This is a genomic window from Comamonas testosteroni, assembly GCF_014076415.1.
GTDB classification, from domain to species: Bacteria; Pseudomonadota; Gammaproteobacteria; order Burkholderiales; family Burkholderiaceae_C; genus Comamonas; species Comamonas testosteroni_F.
The window spans coordinates 4,406,510-4,424,928 of record NZ_CP043568.1; the positions used below are offsets into that span (position 1 = coordinate 4,406,510).

Here is an 18,419-nt window from a genome sequence, read left to right on the forward strand (position 1 = left end):
AATCCCCGTCGCTGCCCTATTCCCCAGACATGGCTGACCTCTCGGCGCATACGCCGATGATGCAGCAGTACTTCAAGCTCAAAGCCGACTACCCCGACACGCTGGTTTTCTACCGCATGGGCGATTTCTACGAGCTGTTCTTTGGCGATGCCGAGAAGGTCACGCGCCTGCTGGACATCACGCTGACCACGCGCGGCCAGACCGCAGGCCAGCCCATTCCCATGGCCGGCGTGCCTTTCCACGCCCTGGAAAACTATCTGGGCCGCCTGATCAAGATGGGCGAGTCGGTGGCGATCTGCGAGCAGGTCGGCGAGATCGGCGTGGGCAAGGGTCCGGTGGAGCGCAAGGTCGTGCGCGTGGTCACGCCAGGTACGCTGACGGACAGCGAGCTGCTGTCGGACAAGAGCGAAGCCATTTTGCTGGCCCTGCACACCGCCGGCCGCCAGCGCGTGGGACTGGCCTGGATGGCAATGACCCAGGGCCGCATTCACATGGCCGAATGCGCGGCCGATGAACTGGGCGCCTGGCTGTCTCGGATCGCGCCCAGCGAGGTGATCTACAGCGCCGGAGTCACCGAGCGCTTCGAGCAGACCCTGTTTGCCGTCAAGCACAGCGGCGCCATCAGTTGCCCTCTGTCACCCCGCCCTGACTGGCAGTTTGACTCGGGTCTGGGCGAGCGCAAGCTGCTGGAGCTGCTGGGCGCGGCCAGCCTCAAGGCCTGGGAGGCCGAAGGCCTGCCGCTGGCCCATGGCGCCAGTGCCGCCCTGCTGTCCTATGCAGAACATACCCAGGGCCGCAACCTCACCCACATCCACGCCATCCAGGTGCAGCGCGACGACGAGCTGATTTCGCTGCCGCTGGCCACGCGCCGCAATCTGGAGCTGGTCAAGACGCTGCGCGGCGAAGATTCGCCGACGCTGTTCTCTCTGCTGGACAGCTGCATGACGGGCATGGGCAGTCGTCTGCTCAAGACCTGGCTGCTGGAGCCCGAGCGCAATCGCAAGTCCGCCATGCAACGCCTGGAAGCCATAGGCGTGCTGCGCGGCACGGGTGCGGGCATGGCACCCTGGCAGGCCCTGCGTGCCGAGCTCAAGGGCGTGAGCGATGTGGAGCGCATCACCGCCCGCATCGCCCTGCGCCAGGTGCGTCCACGCGAGCTGGTGGGCCTGTCCAAAACGCTGGAAAAGGCGAAGCTGCTGGCACAGTCCGGACAAGCTCCATCCGCCTATCTGACGCAGATTTTCAGCGACCTGATTCCGCCCGAAGGCTGTGCCGAGCTGCTGGCCCGCGCGATTCTCGAAGAGCCGGCGGCTCTGGTGCGCGACGGCGGCGTGATTGCCACGGGCTTTGATGCCGAACTCGATGAGCTGCGCGCCATTCAGAACAACTGCGACGAGTTTCTGCTGGAGCTGGAGGCCAAGGAAAAGCTGCTCACCGGCATTCCCAATCTGCGCGTGCAGTTCAACAAGGTGCATGGCTTCTATATCGAGGTCACCAACAGCTACAAGGACGCGGTGCCCGAGCGTTTTCGTCGCCGCCAGACGCTCAAGAACGCCGAGCGCTACATCACGCCCGAACTCAAGGCTTTCGAGGACAAGGCCTTGTCGGCCCAGGAGCGAGCGCTGCAGCGCGAGAAGTTCCTGTTCGAGCAGCTGCTCGACCAGCTTCAGCCCCATGTGCCCCAGCTCACGCGTGTGGCCCAGGCGATTGCCGCACTGGACGTTCTATGCACTCTGGCCGAGCGCTCTCTGACGCTGAACTGGGCCGAGCCGCAGTTCGTCAGCCAGCCCTGCATAGAGATCGAGGCCGGCCGCCACCCCGTGGTGGAAGCACGCATGGCCGAGACCTCCAGCGGCAGCTTCATCGCCAACCACACGCGCATGAATCTCAACACGCGCATGCAGATCATTACCGGCCCGAACATGGGCGGCAAATCGACCTATATGCGCCAGGTGGCCTTGATCGTGCTGCTGGCCAGCATGGGCAGCTATGTGCCGGCCGGCGCCTGCCGCCTGGGGCCCATCGATGCCATCCACACGCGTATCGGCGCCGCCGACGATCTGGCCAATGCCCAGTCCACCTTCATGATGGAGATGACCGAGGCCGCGCAGATTCTGCATTCGGCCACGCCCCACTCCCTGGTGCTGATGGACGAGATCGGCCGCGGCACCAGCACCTTCGACGGATTGGCCCTGGCCAGCGGCATTGCCAGCCAGCTGCACGACAAGACCAAGGCGTTCACGCTGTTTGCCACGCACTACTTCGAGCTGACCGAGCTGCCCGCCAAGGCCAAGGCCGCCGTCAACGTGCATGTCAGCGCCGCAGAGTCGGGCAGCGACATCGTGTTTCTGCACGAGATTCAGGCCGGCCCCGCCAGCCGCAGCTACGGTATTCAGGTGGCCAAGCTGGCCGGCATGCCCGCAGGCGTTCTCAACCATGCGCGCCACGCCCTGGAAGCACTCGAATCCCAGGCCGGCGAGAACGAGCTGCAGGTCAATCTCTTCGATGCACCGGAGCTGGTGGACGCATGCGCCGCCCCCAGCCCGCTGGAGCAGGCCATGGCCGCCCTCAACCCCGATGCGATGAGCCCGCGCGAAGCGCTGGAAGTGCTCTACCAGCTCAAGAAACTGAGCACCAGCGCCGCCTAAGAACAGGTTCCAGGCCTTGCGCACCCAAGCCCGGGCCTGATCTCTTCAGGCCCGGCTCGTGTTCAGGCCTCCAGCAGTTGCGGCTGCCGCTGCTGCAGGGACAGGTGGCTCTGGGGCCCGTCGCCGAGCTTGAAGGCAGACACCTCGCCCATCAGGCGTGCGGCCTGCTCGCGCAGGCTGATTGCCGCAGCAGCCGATTGTTCGACCAAGGCGGAGTTCTGCTGCGTGGCATCGTCCAGCCCGGCCACGGACTGGTTGATCTCGGCAATGCCGCGCCCCTGAGTCTGCGAAGCATTGCTGATCTCCTCGATGATCCGCGTCACCTTGGCCACGGCGTCCAGCAGCTCCTGCATGGTGGCTCCCGCATGCGCCACCTGCTGCGATCCGCTGCCCACCTGGGTCACCGAGTCAGTGATGAGCTGGCGCACTTCCTTGGCAGCCTCGGCCGAACGCCGAGCCAGGCTGCGCACCTCGGCCGCCACCACGGAAAAGCCCCGGCCCTGTTCGCCGGCACGCGCGGCCTCCACGGCTGCGTTCAGCGCCAGGATATTGGTCTGGAAGGCGATGCCGTCGATCACTCCGATGATGTCGGCAATCTTGCGCGACGAGTGGTTGATGCCCTCCATGGTCATCACCACCTGCTGGAAGGCCGTTCCGCCACGCTCGGCCACGCCGCGCGCCGACTGAGCCAGGTCGCCCGCGCTGCGCGTGGCTTCGGTATTGGCCTGCACGCTGTCCGTCAGCACCGACAGCGATGCCGCCGTCTGCTGCAAGGCACTGGCCGCCTGTTCGGTGCGCTGGCTCAGATCCTGGTTGCCCTGGGCCACCTCGGAGCTGGCCACAGAAATCGAATCTGCGGCCTGGCGTACGGCCCCCACCATACGCTCCAGCGATGAGACAAAGCGGTTGAAGGCCGACGCCAGCGCCCCCACCTCGTCATTGCTCTCCACCTGCATGCGACGGCTCAGGTCGCCATGGCCGTCGGCAATCTCCTCCAGCATGCGCGCCGCGCGCCCCACAGGTGCCGCAATTGCCCGGCTCACCAGCCAGATCACCAGCAAGCCTATGCCGCCGCCCACCAGGCCGGCCACGGCAGAGGTCAGCGCAATGGTTCGTCGCACGCCGCCCAGCACCTGGGCCTCGGGCAGCTCGGCGATCACGTACAGGTCCAGCTCGGGCACGTAGGAGGAAGCGATCAGTTGGCGGCCCGCGGGCGCCTCGTACATGGCATGGGCAAAGCGCTCGCGGTTCAGCAGCGCAGCGCTGAGCCCGGCGCTGAAACCGGGCCTGTCCTTGAGCCAGTGCTTGCCATCCACCAGTGCCGGATCACGGTGCACGAGAATGCTGCCGTTGCCGCGCACCAGGGACACCGAGCCTGACTCACCCACCTGGTAGGCACGCACGGCCTGGGCCAGCTCATCCACCGACAGGCCCAGGCCTGCAATGCCCTGCCTGCCCTGGCCTGCATCGAAGCGGACATTGATGAACAGCATATAGGCGTTGGAGCTGACGTCCTTGTCGATCTCCAGCACCTGCGACTTGTCGCCGGCCAGCAGCTCGTAGAACCATTGGTCTCCCTGGCCCTTGGGCGCCAGCTTGCGCAGCGGCCCCTGCTCGCCGAAATACTGGCCCGTGGTTCCCGACACCCAGAACACCGATGAGGCCCCGGCCTGCTGCTTGACGGCCTGGGCATATCTGGCCCACGCGGCATTGCCGTCCTCGGGCTCGCCCGCGGCCTCCCAGTCGAGCACAAAGCTGTTGCCGGCCACCGACCTGGCCATGGCCAGCGGCGTACCGATATGGCGCAGGATGTCGTTGCGGATCTCACCCACCACGGCTGGAAGCTCCTGACCCACCACACGCTCGCGCAGGCTGGCGCCCGTCAGCACAAAACCCAGCGCCGTGGAAATCGCCACGAACAGCAGCAGGCAGGCCAGCATGCTGGACATGAGCTTGGTCCGTATCGACAGGTTGGGAAATGCGTGCATGGGAGGCCCTCTTCTAACCAGCTGTAAGCAAGTGTTCGATCAAGGGGCGGCATCTTCTCACGCATACAGGCTGCGCAGCTCAGGGACTTCCTCAGCCCGGCCCCGCAGCCGTGCCTGGGCAGGGCATCGGCAACAGTTACAGGGGCGCCGACGGCACTATTAAAACCCTTCTAAAATCGCGTTGCAGCCTGCGTTTACAGCTATACATTCAGAAGCACTCGACGCTTACTGCATCTGGTGTTCATACGTTTTTCATTATTGTCTCTATCACCCATGACATACTGCGTCGCCCTCAAGCTCAACGCCGGCCTGGTGTTTCTGTCCGACTCCCGCACCAATGCCGGACTCGACCAGATCAGCACCTTCCGCAAGGTCATGCTGTATGAGCAACCGGGCGAGCGCTTCATGGTGCTGCAGTCGGCAGGCAATCTGTCCATCACCCAGTCGGTACGCGAGCTGCTGGAGAGCTTTCAGTTGCACGACACGACCACGGACGAGATGCTGACCATCTGGAATGTGCGCAGCATGTTCGATGCCGCGCGCGTGCTGGGTGCTGCCGTGCGCCATGTGCATGAGCGCGAGGCCACGGCCCTGCAGCGCGCCGGGGTGGACTTCAACGTCTCCATGATTTTTGGCGGCCAGATCCAGGGCGAGCGCATGCGCCTGTTCCAGGTCTATTCGGCGGGCAACTTCATCGAGGCCACGGGCGAGACGCCCTACTTCCAGATCGGCGAATCCAAGTACGGCAAGCCCGTGCTGGACCGCGTCATCACCTCCGAGACCCCGCTGGACGAAGCCGCCAAGTGCGCGCTGGTGTCCATGGACAGCACGCTCAAGTCCAACCTCTCGGTGGGCCTGCCGCTGGATCTGATCGTCTACGAGAACAACCGCTTTGCCACGGACCGCATTGTCTGCCTGGACGCCGACAACCCCTATCTGCGCATGCTGCACGATAGCTGGGGCGAGCGCCTGCGCCATGTCTTCGACAGCATCGAGGACCCGGCCTGGGACGGCGGCCAGACCGATACGCCGATTCGCATCCACAGCCCGCGTGCGCATCCTCTGGTCAAAGTGGGAGCACCCGTTGCCTCACGCTCGGCCCATGGGCTGGGCGCAGGCAATATTCCGCCTGCTGCGCTGCGCCAGCCCGTAGTGCCGGCTCAGGCCGGCCTGAGCATGGCCGATGAATACCAGCGCCTGCAGAGCGCCGAAGAACAGGCACGCGTGCAAAGACAGGCTTCGCTGTCCAGGCGCTAAACTGATCGGCGCATCCAACGCCCCCATGGGGCGTTTTTACTGTCCAGCCCGTTCAGCGCCATGTCCCAGCCCACTGCCACCGCCAGCACGACGAACACCTTGCCCGTGGTCTTCGCGCATGCCAACAGCTTTCCCATAGGTACCTATCGCCTGCTGTTTTCGCTGCTGCGTCAGCGCGGCATCGACGCCGGCGGCGTGCAGCGCTTCGGCCATGACCCCAGGCGCCCGGTCACCAACCACTGGCCGCATCTGGTGGACGAGCTCATCGAATATATCGAGCAGCAGGTCGAGCGGCACGGCCAGCCGGTCTATCTGGTGGGCCACTCGCTGGGCGGCATTCTGAGTTTTCAGGCGGCCTCCAAACGCCCCGATCTGGCGCGCGGCGTACTGCTGATCGACTCGCCCCTGCTGGGTGGCTGGAAAGCGAACGCCGTGGGCCTGGCCAAGCAGACGCAGATCGTGGCATCGGTCTCCCCCGGCAAGATCAGCCAGCGCCGGCGCACCACCTGGGCCAGCAACGAGGAGGCGCTGGAGTATTTTCGCGGCAAGAAGGCGTTTGCCCAGTGGCACCCGCAGGTGCTGCAGGACTATGTGCAGCACGGTCTGGAGGACGACCAGGGCAAGCGCAGCCTGCTGTTCAGGCGCGAGGTGGAAACCGCCATCTACAACACCCTGCCCAGCAATCTCAACAACCAGCTCAGGCGTCACCCCGTGCGCTGCCCGGTGGCCTTCATCGGCGGTCGCTCGTCGGTGGAGATGCGCCAGGTGGGCATGGAGATGACGCAGCGCATCACCCGCGGGCGCATCACCATGCTGGACGGCGGCCATCTGTTTCCCATGGAACGCCCCGAGGCCACCGCCGCCGCCATCGAGGCTTCGCTGCTCAATATGGAGCAGACCATTTTGCAGAAATCCGCTGGCAGCACTCATAAATAGATAGCTTGCACCGCCTTCTGCATCTAGATTTCAGTATCAGATCAAGTTGAAGTTAAATCGAATCAGGCGCTGGCAGCTATTAAAAAAGCCGCTTGCAATCACGCAAGCGGCTTTTTTGTGGGCGGTGCCAAGGCACTCAATGGTGCCAGTCCACGATGCCGGTATAGGCCGTCACCAGCACGATGACGCCGAAAACGATGCGGTACCAGGCAAAGGGCACAAAGCTGTTGGTGGAGATAAAGCGCAGCAGCCAGCGCACGCACAGCCAGGCGCTGATGAAGGAAAAGATCAGACCCACGGCAAACAGCGGCACATCCGCCATGGACAGCAGCGCACGCTCCTTGTAGAGGCTGTAGACGCCCGCACCGATCAGCGTGGGCATGGCCAGGAAGAACGAGAAGTCCGTGGCCGCCTTGCGCGACAGGCCCATGAGCATGCCGCCGATGATGGTGGAGCCGCTGCGGCTGGTGCCGGGCACCAGGGCAAAGCACTGCACCAGGCCGACCTTGAGCGCATCGAGAGCTGTCATATCGTCCACCGACTGCACGCGGGTGGCGGCGGCGGGGCGGTTCTCGGCCCAGAGAATCACGAAACCGCCGAGGATGAAGGTGGTCGCCACGATGACCGGCGTGAACAGATGCTCCTGCACGTATTTGCCGAACAGCAGCGCCAGCACCACGGCGGGCAGGAAGCCGATGATGACGTTGAGCGCAAACTTCTGCGCCTGGCGGCTGCTGGGCAGCTCTACCAGCGTGTCCCGGATCTTCTGCCAGTACACCAGCATCACGGCAAAGATGGCTCCGGTCTGGATCGCGATCTCAAACACCTTGGCCTTGCCGCCGACGAAGCCCATCAGCGACCCCGCCAGGATCAGGTGGCCGGTTGAGGAAATCGGCAAGAACTCGGTCAGCCCTTCCACAATGCCCATGATGGCGGCCTTGACCAGCAATAAAGTATCCACGCGAATCGTCCTTTGGATGCAGGGTTGAAGCAAAGCCGCTCATTATCCGCTCGCCATTTTCCCGTTCGCGCTCACAAGACCTTTTCCGCCCGCCAATCGACAGACAATCGCAAACTTTTACAAGACAAGGTCGACGCTTCTGGGCAAAGTCACGCGCTTGTGCTGCAATAGCTGCGCGCCGGTTGTCGGCGTTTTTTCAAAAATCACACCATCATGAAAAAATTTGTGGTCCTGGCTATCGTGTCCCTGGCCTGCAGCATGAGCATGGCTGCCGGCGACAAGCCCAAAACCGCCCAGCAGCAGCTCATGGGCACCTGCAACACCGAAGCCACCGGCAAGAAGGGCGATGAACGCAAGGAGTTCATGAAGTCCTGCCTGTCCGACGGCAAAAAGCGTCAGCAGGAACGCATGAAGAGCTGCAATACCGACGCCGCTGGCAAAAAGGGCGACGAGCGCAAGGCCTTCATGAGCGAGTGCCTGAAGAAGGACTGAGCCGCCTGAGCGGCTCTGCCGCTTCCGCGCAGAGCGCAATGCACAAAGCCACCGCAAGGTGGCTTTGTGGTTTCAGGCTGAGGCAGCGGCCAGGGCCGTTCGCCGGGCGCGGCGTTTTTTCCACCAGATGACGACGCCGGTGATGGACAGCATGGCCACCATCACGCCGACCACCGATATCAGCACACGCCCGAAGGTGCCCAGGATGCGACCGCTGTGCAGCGGCAGCTGCAGTTGGACGAACACATCGGCTCCCGTGCCATGCCAGGGACGATAGCTGCCCAGCACCTCGCCGCTTTCCGAGCTCACATAGACATTGGACAGCCCCATGCCCATGGCACCGGTTTCGTCGTCCGGATCGAAGAAGGACACGTTGTAGAACGGGAAATCCCCGCCATACCAGATGCCTCCGGCCTCGGTCTTGATGCCCAGCTGCACCGCCTCCTGGCGCGCGATCTCGATGGCCGTGGCAAAGCCGATCTTGGGCTCGATAAAGCTGCCCAAAGGTGCAGGCTTGAGCGTCTCGTAGGGGCCGGGCGTGGTGGTCGAGACCTTGCTCATCACGGGATAGAACACCTCGCGGTAGAGATTGATCGAAAACGAGGTAAAGGCCACGATGACGATCACGCCCCAGATCCACAGCCCGCCGGCGCGGTGCAGATCGAAATTGAGCTTGTAGGCACCGGTGCCCCAGCGTATGCGCCAGGACGGCATCCAGCGTGCCCACCAGGACTTGCCGGCGGCCCGGGCGGGCGCGTCCTGCACCCCGGCCGCAGCTGTCTTCTTTTTCACCGGCAGGGTCAGCACCAGTGCCCAGAAGCTGTCGGCCAGCCACAGCAGCGCGAGACCGCCCATGAACCAGTAGCCCCAGCGGTTGCTGCCCGCAAAAGTGGGACTGAGCAGGCTTTCATGCAGATGGCGCAGCCAGGGCATGAGATTGCGCCAGCTCAGGGCCAGGCTCCTGGAGTCGCGGTGGCCTGTGATGGCACCCGTCACCGGGTCCACGAACACCGTGTTGTAGCCCAGCACATGGGGCTTGCCCGTGCCCTGGTCCACCAGCGGCCGCACCAGAAAGGAAGCCGCCTCGCCCTCGCGCAGGCCCAGGCTCATATAGGAGATCTCGACGCGCGGGTCGGCCGCCTGCACGGCCTGGGCCAATTGCAGCGGCGTCTGCAGCGGACCGCGTCCCGCCGTGTGCAGCATGTCGGCGTTGAGCCAGTCGTCGATTTGATGATCCCACGAGAGCACTGCTCCCGTGAGACCGGTCATGACCAGGAAGGCCGCGAGAAACAGGCCTACCCAGCGATGAACCACAGTCCACAGAGCTCGCATATCCGCTCAGCCTCAGAAGTTGACCGTGGCGCTGACCGACAGGGTGCGCGGAGCCGACTGCACCAGATAGTTGGCCCCTGGATAGCCGCCCACCGAAGCCCAGTAGTTCTTGTCGAACACATTGTCCAGACGGGCCCTCAGCGTCAGCATGCGGTCATTGCCCAGATCGACCAGGTAGCGCGCACCGATGTCGGTGCGCGTCCAGCTGGCGACTTTCAGGGTGTTCGCGGCATTGGCGTACTGGCTTGAGGTATGCGTAACACGCGCATTGAGTGCCAGACCGGACACACCAGGCACGTCCCAATCCACACCCAGCGTGGCCTGTGTCTTAGGTACGCCGATCGGATAGCGGTCGACCTGGGAGGCGTCGGCCGCCTGCTTGATCTTGGCCTGGGTCAGCGTCAGACCACCGAGCACGCGCAGCCCCTTGGTGGCTTCGCCGAAGACCGTGAATTCCATACCCTGGTTGCGCTGCTTGCCGTACTGGCCGTACATCTGGTTGACCACATAGCTACTGGGAACATCGGTCGTGTACAGGGCCGCCGTCGCGCCCAGAGTGCCGCGCTGCCATTTGACGCCCAGCTCTTTTTGCTTGGACTTGTATGGCGAGAACACCTGGCCGGCATTCAACACGGGCAGGTTATTGGCCGTGGCAGGTGCCACGGCGCCCTTGGTCAGGGCCTCGATGTAGTTGGCGTAAACCGAGACATCGTCGGTGGCCTTGAATACCACGCCCAGTGCGGGTGTGGTGGCGGACTTCCTGTAGCTGTCGGTCTGCAGGCCGCTGGTGTAGTCGTAGCTGCTCTGGTCTATGCGCTGGTGGCGAAGGCCCAGCGTCACGCGCAGGCGGTCGTCAAACATGGACAGCGCATCTCCCAGGGCCAGACTATCGAAGCGGGTCTCGCCCACCTTGTAGGGATTGACCATGGAGCCACCGAAGAAGGTGTTCTGCGGCATGAGGCTGGCATAGGGGTTGTAGAGGTTGTTGCTCACGCCCGAAGCCATGGCCCAGGCACCGGTCTCCGTGGCGGAATAGGTACTGGCCGAGGCAACCAGCTCATGACCTATGCTGCCGGTCTGCAGTCGGGTACGAATGCCGGCTTCGGCTGTGCGCACGCGGTCCTTGCGCAGATTGTCGAAACGCGTGCCCGTGGTATCGCCCTGAGCATTGAGCACGGTCACATTGCTGTTGATATTGTCTTCCTTGCTACGGCGTAGGCCACCGGCAGCCCAGGCTGTGGTCGTGGAGTTGATGTCCCACTCTCCCCGCAAGGTGGTGAAAACGTCACGTTCGATGGAGGAGGCCCAATTCTGAGCGTAATTAGTCTTGTTGTCCGGCACGACAGGGATGAAGTCCGAAGGCGTGACGCTGGGCCGCCCACCGCGATAGCTGTTACGCTGATAGCCCACATCGGCCGACAGACGCAGGTCACGGCTGCGCCAGTCCAGACCCAGGCCCAACGCTGTTAATGAACGATCCTCTCCCTTGACGCCTGTACCGCCGTCGCGACGCACGGCATTCAAGCGTACGCCCATGCTCTGATCCGGGCCGAAACGGCGCGACAGATCTGCCGAGGCATATGCCTGGCCGCCCGTTTGTATGCCCGTGCTCACCTGAGTCAGTGGCTCCCTGCCTGCGCGCTTGGGCAACAGGCTGATCACGCCTCCCACGCCGCTGCCGCCCGGAGCCGCGCCGTTGAGGAAGGCATTCGCACCGCGCAGCACCTCGACACGCTCGAAGAATTCGGATGCCACATACTGGCGCGGCAGCAAGCCATAAAGGCCGTTGTAGGCAATGTCATCGGAATAAACCGGCATGCCGCGCAGCATGTACAGCTCCTGGAAATTGCCATAACCGCGCGCCTGGCGCACCGACGGATCGCTCAGTAGCACATCACCCACACTCTTGGACTGAGTGTCTTCGATGAGCTGACTGGTATAGGCCGTCGACGAAAACGAGGACTCCTTCCAGTCCCGCGTTCCCAGAATGCCGTTGCGTGCTCCGGTAGCTACCTGCCCACCCGCAAAAGGCCTGGCCAGACCCTGGGCCGAAGCATCGGCGCTGGCCTCCACAGTCACGGTCTGCAGGGCAGCTTCTGATTCAGTGCTGGAAGTCTGGGCAAAAACGGTCTGCTGGCTGCACAGTGCGAGGGCAGCCAGGGAAATCGGTCGGAACAGGAACATTATTAAAGTTATTGAGAATGATTTTCAGAATCGTTAATTTTAATAATCAATCTCCTTGCCGATGCCAAACACCCTGAAATCTCAACGGGATCCAAGGCAGGCTGCAAGTTCTGAAACTGCTGCGTGATATGTGTGCGCGCACAAACAAACACAAGCCAAACCAGTACACCACTCACACCTGCGGAGATGCAACTGGCTCCCGTGTCTGGTCACTTCGTCGCAAAGCACTGGTCGGCAGCAGGCCCGGCTTGCACAGTCATGTGCAAGCACCAGGAGCCAGCCATGCAACTCACGCCATTGATTGCCTTTCACATGAGTTCCGCCATCGCGGCCACTCTGACCGGAGCCATTGCACTCTGGGCCAGGCGCCAGGCCAGCCCGCTACCCTGGGTGCACAGACTTGCAGGCTATGGCTTTGTGCTGCTCATGCTGGCCACTGCCATCTCCGCATTGTTCATACGCGACTTCAAGCTGCCCAACTGGGCAGGCTTCACGCCCATTCATCTGCTGATCCCCGTGACGCTCGGAGGCCTGGCCTTGTCTTTCTGGCATCTGGCCCATCGACGCATCGCCCAGCACCGCAGCGTCATGCGCAAGCTGTACTTCGGCAGCTGCGTGGTCGCAGGGCTGTTCACGCTGCTTCCGGGCCGACTGCTCGGCAATCTGCTGTGGAAAGGACTGGCCTGATCCCCGCACTCATCCCAAGCACTACTAGGAAAAGACATGCACCCGATCTCTGAAGACGCCCTGCACCGCCAGGCACGCCGCCGCGCCGGCATGAAGCTGGCCTGGTATATCCATGCTGCGGTCTATGCCGCAGTGAATCTGGGCCTGATGGCCCTGGCTCTGAGCCAGGGACGACACTGGGCCATCTACCCGGCTCTGGGCTGGGGTCTGGGCCTGCTGATACATGGCGCCGTGGTCTGGCTGCTGGCACCCGGCAGTCCGCTCTTTCAGCAACTGCTGGAGCACGAACTGAAAGCGCTGCAGCGCAGCGAAAAGCGCTAGATGCCAGGCCACCCATCACCTACCATGCCTGTCATGTCCATGTTTGCGCCCACACCCCTCTTCCGTCACGCCGGCATCACCGTGGCGGCCTGCCTGCTGATCGCTGCAGCGCTGACGGCACTGGGCCAGGGCCTGTGGGATGTCAACCTTGCCTATTCGCTGGCCATCGGCCTGATCAGCTGGCTGAGCATCGATCTGCTCAGGTTGCGCTGGCGCGAGTCCGACGACATTCCCTGGCCGCGCGGCATGCGCGGCATGGCCTTGGTGCCGCTGGGAATTGCAGCCGGTCTGGTTCTGGGCAATCCGCTTGGCAGCCTCTATGTTCAGCAGTTCCATCCCGAACTGTCTGCCGCAGCCCGACCCTCGCTATGGCTGCCGTTTGCCATCACCATGGCGACCAGCATTGCCATGTCCTGGGGCTTTTATGTGGTGGGCAAATCGCGCCATCTGCAAATGCAGGCAGAGCAGGCCCAGCGCCAGGCCGCCGAAGCGCGGCTGGGTCTGCTGCAGGCCCAGCTGGAGCCACATATGCTGTTCAACACCCTGGCCAATCTTCGCGTGCTGATTGCAAGCGATGCGCCACGTGCGGAGCAGATGCTCGACCATTTGATCGCCTACCTGCGTGCCACGCTGGCCGGCTCGCGCAGCGGCACCCATAGTCTTGCCAGCGAATTTGCCTTGCTGACCGACTATCTGGCCCTGATGCAGATCCGCATGGGCGACCGGCTCAGCTACTCCTTGACGCTGCCCGCCGAACTGGCCGCACTGCCCGTGCCAACCCTGCTGTTGCAGCCGCTGGTGGAGAACAGCATTCGCCATGGACTGGAGCCCCAGCTGGCCGGCGGCCACATTGCCGTTCAGGCAGGCATGCTGGATGACAGCCGCCTCCTGCTCAGCGTGCATGACAATGGCCTGGGCCTGCCCGTGGTGGCGGGCCAGCTGCCTTCGGGCTCCGGCTTTGGCCTGCAGCAGATTCGCGAGCGTCTGGCCAGCCGCTACGGCGGCGCTGCCCGCTTCGACCTGACAGCAGATAGCGCAGGCGGAACCAGGGCCTGTATCGTATTACCCCTGAAGTCCCAGCCATGAACACCAGTCCGCCGCGCGCCCTGATTGCCGAAGATGAACCGCTGCTGGCCCTGGCATTGCAGCAGTTGCTGGGCCAGCTCTGGCCCCAGTTGCATATAGAGGCCAGGGTGGCCGACGGCATCAGCGCCGTGCAGCAGGCGCTGACCCTGCTGCCCGATCTGCTGTTCCTGGACATTCGCATGCCCGGCCAGACAGGGCTGGAAGCCGCCGCCGAAATCGCCGATGCCTGGCCTGAGGAACAAGCACTACCGGCGATTGTCTTTGTCACCGCCTACGACCAGTACGCCCTGGCGGCCTTCGAGGCCTGCGCCATGGACTATGTGCTCAAGCCGGTGCAGGCGGCCCGCCTCGGCCAGACCGTGCAACGCCTGCAGCAGTGGTGGCAGCAGCGCCAGCCGGCGCAGGGCATGGACCTTGCCATGCAGAATCACCGTCAGCTCGAGCAGTTGCTCGGGCTGCAGCAGCAACTGCTGGGGCAGGGCCCCGCAGCCCTGCAGATCATTCAGGCCAGCGTCGGCAACCAGATCCATATGGTGAGGGTGCAGGACATCGTCTACCTCGAAGCCGCCGACAAGTACCTGCGCGTGCTGACGGCCGGTCAGGAGTATCTGATCCGCACCCCGCTGAAGGATTTGCTGCCGCAACTAGACGCGCGCGAGTTCTGGCAGATCCATCGCGGCACCGTGGTGCGGGCGCAAGCCATTGCCAGCGCCCAGCGTGACGAGTCCGGACGCCTCAGCCTGCTGCTGCGCGAGCGTCCCGAAAAGCTGGCCGTCAGCCGTCTGTACGCAACACGGTTCAAGGCGATGTAGCCAGCACCATCACATCCTCCCAGTCCACACCCTGCATGGCATCCCAATGCGCCACGATGACGCTGCGGGGCCGTGCCGGATTCTTGAGCTCGGCGGCCATGGCCGCCAGCGCATGCTGCACATAGCGCTCGGACGGTTTGTCCAGCGCCGCCAGCGGCTCGTCGATCAGCACCAGCTCGGCGGCGCTGGCCCAGCCAGCGGCCATCCACAGCTTGCGCTGGGTGCCCGAGGACAGGGCCAGCAGCGGCTTGTGCAAATGTGGCTCCAGCCCGAAGCCCTGCACATGCTGCTCGAACTGCTGCTGCGACCAATGCGGATACAGCGTGCGCTGCAAAGCCACCCAGCTCTGGGCCGGCATCTGGTTGTAGACATCGTTGAGCGGCTGGCGTGGGTCCTGCCAGAAGCAGGAGCTTGCAGTCAGGCTACCATCGTCGGCGAACGGATAGTGCAGCAAGCCCATGCGCAGCGGCAATTGCCCGGCCAATGCCTTGAGCCAGCTGGTCTTGCCCGTGCCTTCGTCACCTTGCAGCAGACACAGCCCGGCATGCCAGCAATGCGAGGCCTCTTGGGCCACAACACGGCCGGGGTAGCCAAAGCTCACCTGCAGAGCCTGCACCATGCAGAGCGGCTCGCAGCCATCATCGAGTTCAGAATTCATAGCTGACAACGCCTTGTATATATATGTCTACGGCTGATTGTGTCCAAAGAACCCAAGGCTATGCGCATAGCAAGGCCCAGGCACAATGGCGTCCCCCTCAATAACGCGCAATATGCCATGGCTCTCGATTATTTGGAATTCGACTACAGCGAAGATGAAGAAGGCACAGGCACCTGGGATGCCATGGCCAGCGTCAAGGCCGAGCGCGCTCCCGCTCTGGCCGCTGAAATCGAAGCCCTGCTGCGCTGGGCCGGCCAGAAGTTTGTGGGCCGTCAGGGTGCCGTGGAAGATGGCTTTGATTGGGACTACGACCTGCAGGCTCAGGATGATGATGGCAAGCCATTGAACGCACGCTTTGACAAGGCGGCTGGCACGCTGGAGCTGCAGGCATCGGCCACGGGCCGCACCACGGTCAACCTGTCGCTTTCTGGCTCCATGCAATTTGGCGATGCGCTGCGCGCAGCCTTCGATCTGGAGAGCTGAAATTCCGGCTTGAAGTCAGCTGAGTGCTGTGCACAATGGAATGCCTGACGCGACCTGCAAAGGCATCTCCATGACCGAGAAACTCTCAGCCCCGTTTGTTTTCGAGCAATTCGTCAAGGCTCCACGCGAGCTGGTCTACGCGGCCTTCACGCAGGCCGAGCACCTGAGTCAGTGGATGCGCCCGCCCGGCATGGTGATGACGCAATGCGAAGTGGATGCACGCGAAGGCGGCAGCTTTCATTACGGCATGCGCGCCGAGGCCATGACCCAGGCCCCGGTCATGTGGGGCAAGTGGACTTTCAGAGAGCTGAAGGCCCCCGAACGCATCGTCGTCGTGGTGCAGTTCAGCGATGCTGCCGGTGGCGTCACACGCCACCCCATGGCGCCGCAATGGCCGCTTTACACCTTGTCGAGCACCACACTGACCGAGGAGGCCGGCGGCACGCGTATCCACCTTGAATGGCGCGCCCTCAATGCCAATGCCATGGAGGAAGCGGTGTTCAACAGCTCGCACGCGAGCATGACCATGGGCTGGAGCGGGAGCATGCAGTTTCTGGCCAGCTATCTGGCCAAGGCTCAGGCGGCGTAGGCCGCCCCTGGGAGCCCAGCTCAGTTGTCCATATCCTGGCGGCGCCTGGGTGCCTCCGCCGCATTCTTGCGGCTGGCCCCGGCACGCCCGGCCTTGCTCCATTGGTAGTCAAAACCGTCGGGGGTCTTGCCGTCTTCCACAGCAGACACGCCCACGGGCCCGACCATATCGCGCAACTCCGACGAAATCACCACATGGGCATTGCGTTCGTCCTTGCGCAGTTGCTGGCACAGGGCCAGCGCCTCGCCCATCTGCGCATCGGAGAAGGCCCGGCATTGCGGCTGCCAGACCGGAGTCTGCCCTTCGGGCTCGGAATTGCGCAGGTAGAAAACAGCAATGCTCATGGTTTGATCTTCACAACAACAGAGCCACGGTTGTAACCCAGACCACAAGCCTGCACGGCGCGCTCACTCTTTGCGCAGCCCCGCATCCAGCGGCTCCCAGCGCCCAGCCACGTTCTTGAGCAAGGTGTTCACGGCGGTCAACCTGCGGTTTCTGACGCTATTGAGGCTGTTCTGGGCGCTGAGCACCGTCGTCTGGGCCGAGAGCACGTTCAGATAGGCCACGATGCCGGCCTGGTACTGGTTGTTGGCCACGGTCAGCGACTTCTGCGCTGCGGCCAGGGCCTCGGTCTGCACCTGCTCCTCCTGCGCCAGATTGACGGCGGCAACCAGGTTGTCCTCCACCTCCTGCAGCGCTGTCAGCACCGTCTGCTTGTAGGTGGCGGCATTCAGGTCCAGCGCGGCACGGGCCGACTCCACGGCCGCCGAGCGCGCTCCACCGTCAAACAGACTCATGGCCAGCGCCGGTCCCAGCGACCAGAACAGATTCGGAGCATTGAGCAGATCGGAGAGCACGGAGTTGCGATAGCCGGCCGATGCCGACAGGGTCAGCGACGGGAAGTAGGCCGCACGCGCCACGCCGATCTGCGCATTGGCCATGGCCACGCGGCGCTCCGCGGCAGCAATGTCGGGGCGCCTCTCCAGCAGAGTGGAGGCCAGCATCTCGGGCACTGCAGGCGGTGTCGGCAGGTGGCCGGTGACCGGCAGGCTGAAGTTGGCCGGAGCCTTGCCCAGCAAGGCCGCCAGCGCATGCTCGTACTGAGCGCGCGTGATGCGGGCTTCCAGCAGGCTGGCCTGCGTGCTCTTGTACTGGGACTGGGCCTGGGCCACATCGGCCGACGACACCACGCCCGCCTGGTAGCGATTTTGCGTGAGCTTCAGGCTTTGCTCATAGGCCTGCAGGCTTTCCTGCAGATACTTCATCTGCGCCTCGGCGGCACGCAGCGAGAAATAGGTCTGGGCCACCGATGCCTGGGCCGACAGACGGGCCGCAGCCAGATCGTCGGCACTGGCCTGGGCCGAAGCCCTGCTGGCGTCCACCGCGCCCGAGAGCTTGCCCCAGAGATCCAGCTCCCAGCTGGCGCTCAGGCCCAGCGAGAAGTTGTTGTTGATGCTGCCGCTGCGCGCCACGTTCTCGCCGTTGGTATTGCTGTAGGTGCCGCCGCCGGTCAAGGCACGCGAGCCGCTGCCCGTGGTGCCGAGCGTGGGCAATTGCGCGGCGCGGCTGCTGGCGACGGCGGCCTGGGCCGAGCGCAGACGGGCCACGGCCTGTTCCACGCTGGGATTGCCCGCGGCTGCCGCTTGCTGCAGCTGATCCAGCGTGCTGTCGCCATACACCGTCCACCACTGGTCGGGCACTGCCGTGGCCGGGCTGCCCCCCGAACTCTGCGCCGGTTGCCAGACGCCGAACTGCGCGGCCTCGGGCGTGGCCTCCTTGAACCGGGCCGGCACCTCCAGCCGGGGCGACTGATAGGCGGGCTGGGTGGAACAGGCTGCCAGCGCCAGCGCCGTGGCAAGCGGCAACAGACGCGGCATCCAGCGGGGCAGCGCCCTGGAAGAATTCTTCATAAAAGTGAGCTTCTTACGCTTACCTTGATTGGGTTTGAAGCCGATCTGATTCAAAAACTGTGCTGGCATATTCAT

Annotated in this window: 17 protein-coding genes; 10 read left to right on the plus strand and 7 right to left on the minus strand. The window is 63.7% G+C overall.

What is annotated here, in order from left to right:
- Positions 1 to 29 precede the first annotated feature (29 nt).
- Complete coding sequence (gene mutS / locus F0P97_RS20265; protein WP_198424701.1) at positions 30 to 2,648, plus strand: DNA mismatch repair protein MutS; 2,619 nt, start codon at positions 30 to 32, stop codon at positions 2,646 to 2,648.
- Between the two features lie 62 nt (positions 2,649 to 2,710).
- Here the strand turns inward: mutS and F0P97_RS20270 are convergent, their stop codons facing one another.
- Complete coding sequence (locus tag F0P97_RS20270) at positions 2,711 to 4,636, minus strand: methyl-accepting chemotaxis protein (RefSeq protein ID WP_182283703.1); 1,926 nt, start codon at positions 4,634 to 4,636, stop codon at positions 2,711 to 2,713.
- A gap of 273 nt (positions 4,637 to 4,909) precedes the next feature.
- Here F0P97_RS20270 and F0P97_RS20275 point away from each other — a divergent pair, with 273 nt between their 5' ends.
- Both F0P97_RS20275 and F0P97_RS20280 read left to right on the plus strand, forming a co-directional pair.
- Complete coding sequence (locus tag F0P97_RS20275) at positions 4,910 to 5,893, plus strand: proteasome-type protease (protein WP_182283704.1); 984 nt, start codon at positions 4,910 to 4,912, stop codon at positions 5,891 to 5,893.
- Between the two features lie 60 nt (positions 5,894 to 5,953).
- On the plus strand, positions 5,954 to 6,829 hold the full coding sequence (locus F0P97_RS20280; RefSeq protein WP_182283705.1) for an alpha/beta fold hydrolase: 876 nt from the start codon (positions 5,954 to 5,956) through the stop codon (positions 6,827 to 6,829).
- Positions 6,830 to 6,965: 136 nt separating this feature from the next.
- Here F0P97_RS20280 and F0P97_RS20285 read toward each other — a convergent pair whose 3' ends face one another.
- Complete coding sequence (locus F0P97_RS20285) at positions 6,966 to 7,790, minus strand: undecaprenyl-diphosphate phosphatase (protein WP_182283706.1); 825 nt, start codon at positions 7,788 to 7,790, stop codon at positions 6,966 to 6,968.
- Positions 7,791 to 8,003: 213 nt separating this feature from the next.
- Between F0P97_RS20285 and F0P97_RS20290 the strand changes: the two genes are divergently transcribed.
- Positions 8,004 to 8,282, plus strand: coding sequence for a PsiF family protein (locus F0P97_RS20290; protein ID WP_182283707.1), 279 nt, complete (start codon positions 8,004 to 8,006; stop codon positions 8,280 to 8,282).
- A 72-nt stretch (positions 8,283 to 8,354) separates the two neighbouring features.
- Here F0P97_RS20290 and F0P97_RS20295 read toward each other — a convergent pair whose 3' ends face one another.
- The gene (locus F0P97_RS20295; protein ID WP_182283708.1) at positions 8,355 to 9,614 is read right to left on the minus strand and encodes a PepSY-associated TM helix domain-containing protein; all 1,260 of its coding nucleotides are present in this window, start codon (positions 9,612 to 9,614) and stop codon (positions 8,355 to 8,357) included.
- 12 nt (positions 9,615 to 9,626) lie between these two features.
- The gene (locus tag F0P97_RS20300) at positions 9,627 to 11,798 is read right to left on the minus strand and encodes a TonB-dependent receptor (RefSeq protein WP_182283709.1); all 2,172 of its coding nucleotides are present in this window, start codon (positions 11,796 to 11,798) and stop codon (positions 9,627 to 9,629) included.
- A 282-nt stretch (positions 11,799 to 12,080) separates the two neighbouring features.
- On the opposite strand from F0P97_RS20300, the gene F0P97_RS20305 reads away from it, so the two are divergent.
- Genes F0P97_RS20305 through F0P97_RS20320 form a run of 4 tightly spaced genes read left to right on the plus strand, consistent with a single transcriptional unit; the run spans position 12,081 to position 14,704 of the window.
- Positions 12,081 to 12,485, plus strand: a complete 405-nt coding sequence (locus tag F0P97_RS20305) for a DUF2306 domain-containing protein (protein ID WP_182283710.1) — start codon at positions 12,081 to 12,083, stop codon at positions 12,483 to 12,485.
- A 36-nt stretch (positions 12,486 to 12,521) separates the two neighbouring features.
- Positions 12,522 to 12,806: a 2TM domain-containing protein gene (locus tag F0P97_RS20310; protein WP_182283711.1), complete on the plus strand. Its 285-nt coding sequence runs from the start codon at positions 12,522 to 12,524 to the stop codon at positions 12,804 to 12,806.
- A 24-nt stretch (positions 12,807 to 12,830) separates the two neighbouring features.
- On the plus strand, positions 12,831 to 13,892 hold the full coding sequence (locus F0P97_RS20315; RefSeq protein WP_182283712.1) for a sensor histidine kinase: 1,062 nt from the start codon (positions 12,831 to 12,833) through the stop codon (positions 13,890 to 13,892).
- Positions 13,889 to 14,704 (plus strand): LytR/AlgR family response regulator transcription factor, encoded by an 816-nt coding sequence (locus F0P97_RS20320; RefSeq protein WP_182283713.1) that lies wholly within the window; start codon positions 13,889 to 13,891, stop codon positions 14,702 to 14,704. Before F0P97_RS20315 ends, F0P97_RS20320 begins: the two co-directional genes overlap by 4 nt.
- On the opposite strand, the gene F0P97_RS20325 is transcribed toward F0P97_RS20320, so the two are convergent.
- Positions 14,691 to 15,362 carry an ABC transporter ATP-binding protein gene (locus F0P97_RS20325; protein WP_182283714.1) on the minus strand — a complete coding sequence of 224 codons (672 nt, stop codon included), beginning with the start codon at positions 15,360 to 15,362 and terminating at the stop codon, positions 14,691 to 14,693. The genes F0P97_RS20320 and F0P97_RS20325 overlap by 14 nt on opposite strands.
- A 117-nt stretch (positions 15,363 to 15,479) precedes the next feature.
- Between F0P97_RS20325 and F0P97_RS20330 the strand changes: the two genes are divergently transcribed.
- Positions 15,480 to 15,845 carry a hypothetical protein gene (locus tag F0P97_RS20330; RefSeq protein ID WP_182283715.1) on the plus strand — a complete coding sequence of 122 codons (366 nt, stop codon included), beginning with the start codon at positions 15,480 to 15,482 and terminating at the stop codon, positions 15,843 to 15,845.
- 70 nt (positions 15,846 to 15,915) lie between these two features.
- Entirely contained in the window at positions 15,916 to 16,434 is a 519-nt protein-coding gene (locus tag F0P97_RS20335) for an SRPBCC family protein (protein WP_182283716.1), read from the plus strand.
- A 20-nt stretch (positions 16,435 to 16,454) separates the two neighbouring features.
- Here F0P97_RS20335 and F0P97_RS20340 read toward each other — a convergent pair whose 3' ends face one another.
- Positions 16,455 to 16,778: a hypothetical protein gene (locus tag F0P97_RS20340; RefSeq protein ID WP_182283717.1), complete on the minus strand. Its 324-nt coding sequence runs from the start codon at positions 16,776 to 16,778 to the stop codon at positions 16,455 to 16,457.
- Between the two features lie 63 nt (positions 16,779 to 16,841).
- A complete protein-coding gene (locus tag F0P97_RS20345) occupies positions 16,842 to 18,419 on the minus strand; it encodes an efflux transporter outer membrane subunit (protein ID WP_182283718.1) in 1,578 nt (525 codons plus the stop codon).

Excerpts from the sequence above, each read along its gene's own strand:
- F0P97_RS20275 (WP_182283704.1), top strand. The coding sequence starts at position 4,910 with ATGACATACTGCGTCGCCCTCAAGCTCAACGCCGGCCTGGTGTTTCTG.
- mutS (WP_198424701.1), top strand. The coding sequence starts at position 30 with ATGGCTGACCTCTCGGCGCATACGCCGATGATGCAGCAGTACTTCAAG.
- F0P97_RS20295 (WP_182283708.1), bottom strand. The coding sequence starts at position 9,614 with ATGCGAGCTCTGTGGACTGTGGTTCATCGCTGGGTAGGCCTGTTTCTC.
- F0P97_RS20280 (WP_182283705.1), top strand. The coding sequence starts at position 5,954 with ATGTCCCAGCCCACTGCCACCGCCAGCACGACGAACACCTTGCCCGTG.
- F0P97_RS20305 (WP_182283710.1), top strand. The coding sequence starts at position 12,081 with ATGCAACTCACGCCATTGATTGCCTTTCACATGAGTTCCGCCATCGCG.
- F0P97_RS20325 (WP_182283714.1), bottom strand. The coding sequence starts at position 15,362 with ATGAATTCTGAACTCGATGATGGCTGCGAGCCGCTCTGCATGGTGCAG.
- F0P97_RS20320 (WP_182283713.1), top strand. The coding sequence starts at position 13,889 with ATGAACACCAGTCCGCCGCGCGCCCTGATTGCCGAAGATGAACCGCTG.
- F0P97_RS20310 (WP_182283711.1), top strand. The coding sequence starts at position 12,522 with ATGCACCCGATCTCTGAAGACGCCCTGCACCGCCAGGCACGCCGCCGC.
- F0P97_RS20290 (WP_182283707.1), top strand. The coding sequence starts at position 8,004 with ATGAAAAAATTTGTGGTCCTGGCTATCGTGTCCCTGGCCTGCAGCATG.
- F0P97_RS20315 (WP_182283712.1), top strand. The coding sequence starts at position 12,831 with ATGCCTGTCATGTCCATGTTTGCGCCCACACCCCTCTTCCGTCACGCC.
- F0P97_RS20335 (WP_182283716.1), top strand. The coding sequence starts at position 15,916 with ATGACCGAGAAACTCTCAGCCCCGTTTGTTTTCGAGCAATTCGTCAAG.
- F0P97_RS20330 (WP_182283715.1), top strand. The coding sequence starts at position 15,480 with ATGGCTCTCGATTATTTGGAATTCGACTACAGCGAAGATGAAGAAGGC.
- F0P97_RS20270 (WP_182283703.1), bottom strand. The coding sequence starts at position 4,636 with ATGCACGCATTTCCCAACCTGTCGATACGGACCAAGCTCATGTCCAGC.
- F0P97_RS20345 (WP_182283718.1), bottom strand. The coding sequence starts at position 18,419 with ATGAATATGCCAGCACAGTTTTTGAATCAGATCGGCTTCAAACCCAAT.
- F0P97_RS20340 (WP_182283717.1), bottom strand. The coding sequence starts at position 16,778 with ATGAGCATTGCTGTTTTCTACCTGCGCAATTCCGAGCCCGAAGGGCAG.
- F0P97_RS20300 (WP_182283709.1), bottom strand. The coding sequence starts at position 11,798 with ATGTTCCTGTTCCGACCGATTTCCCTGGCTGCCCTCGCACTGTGCAGC.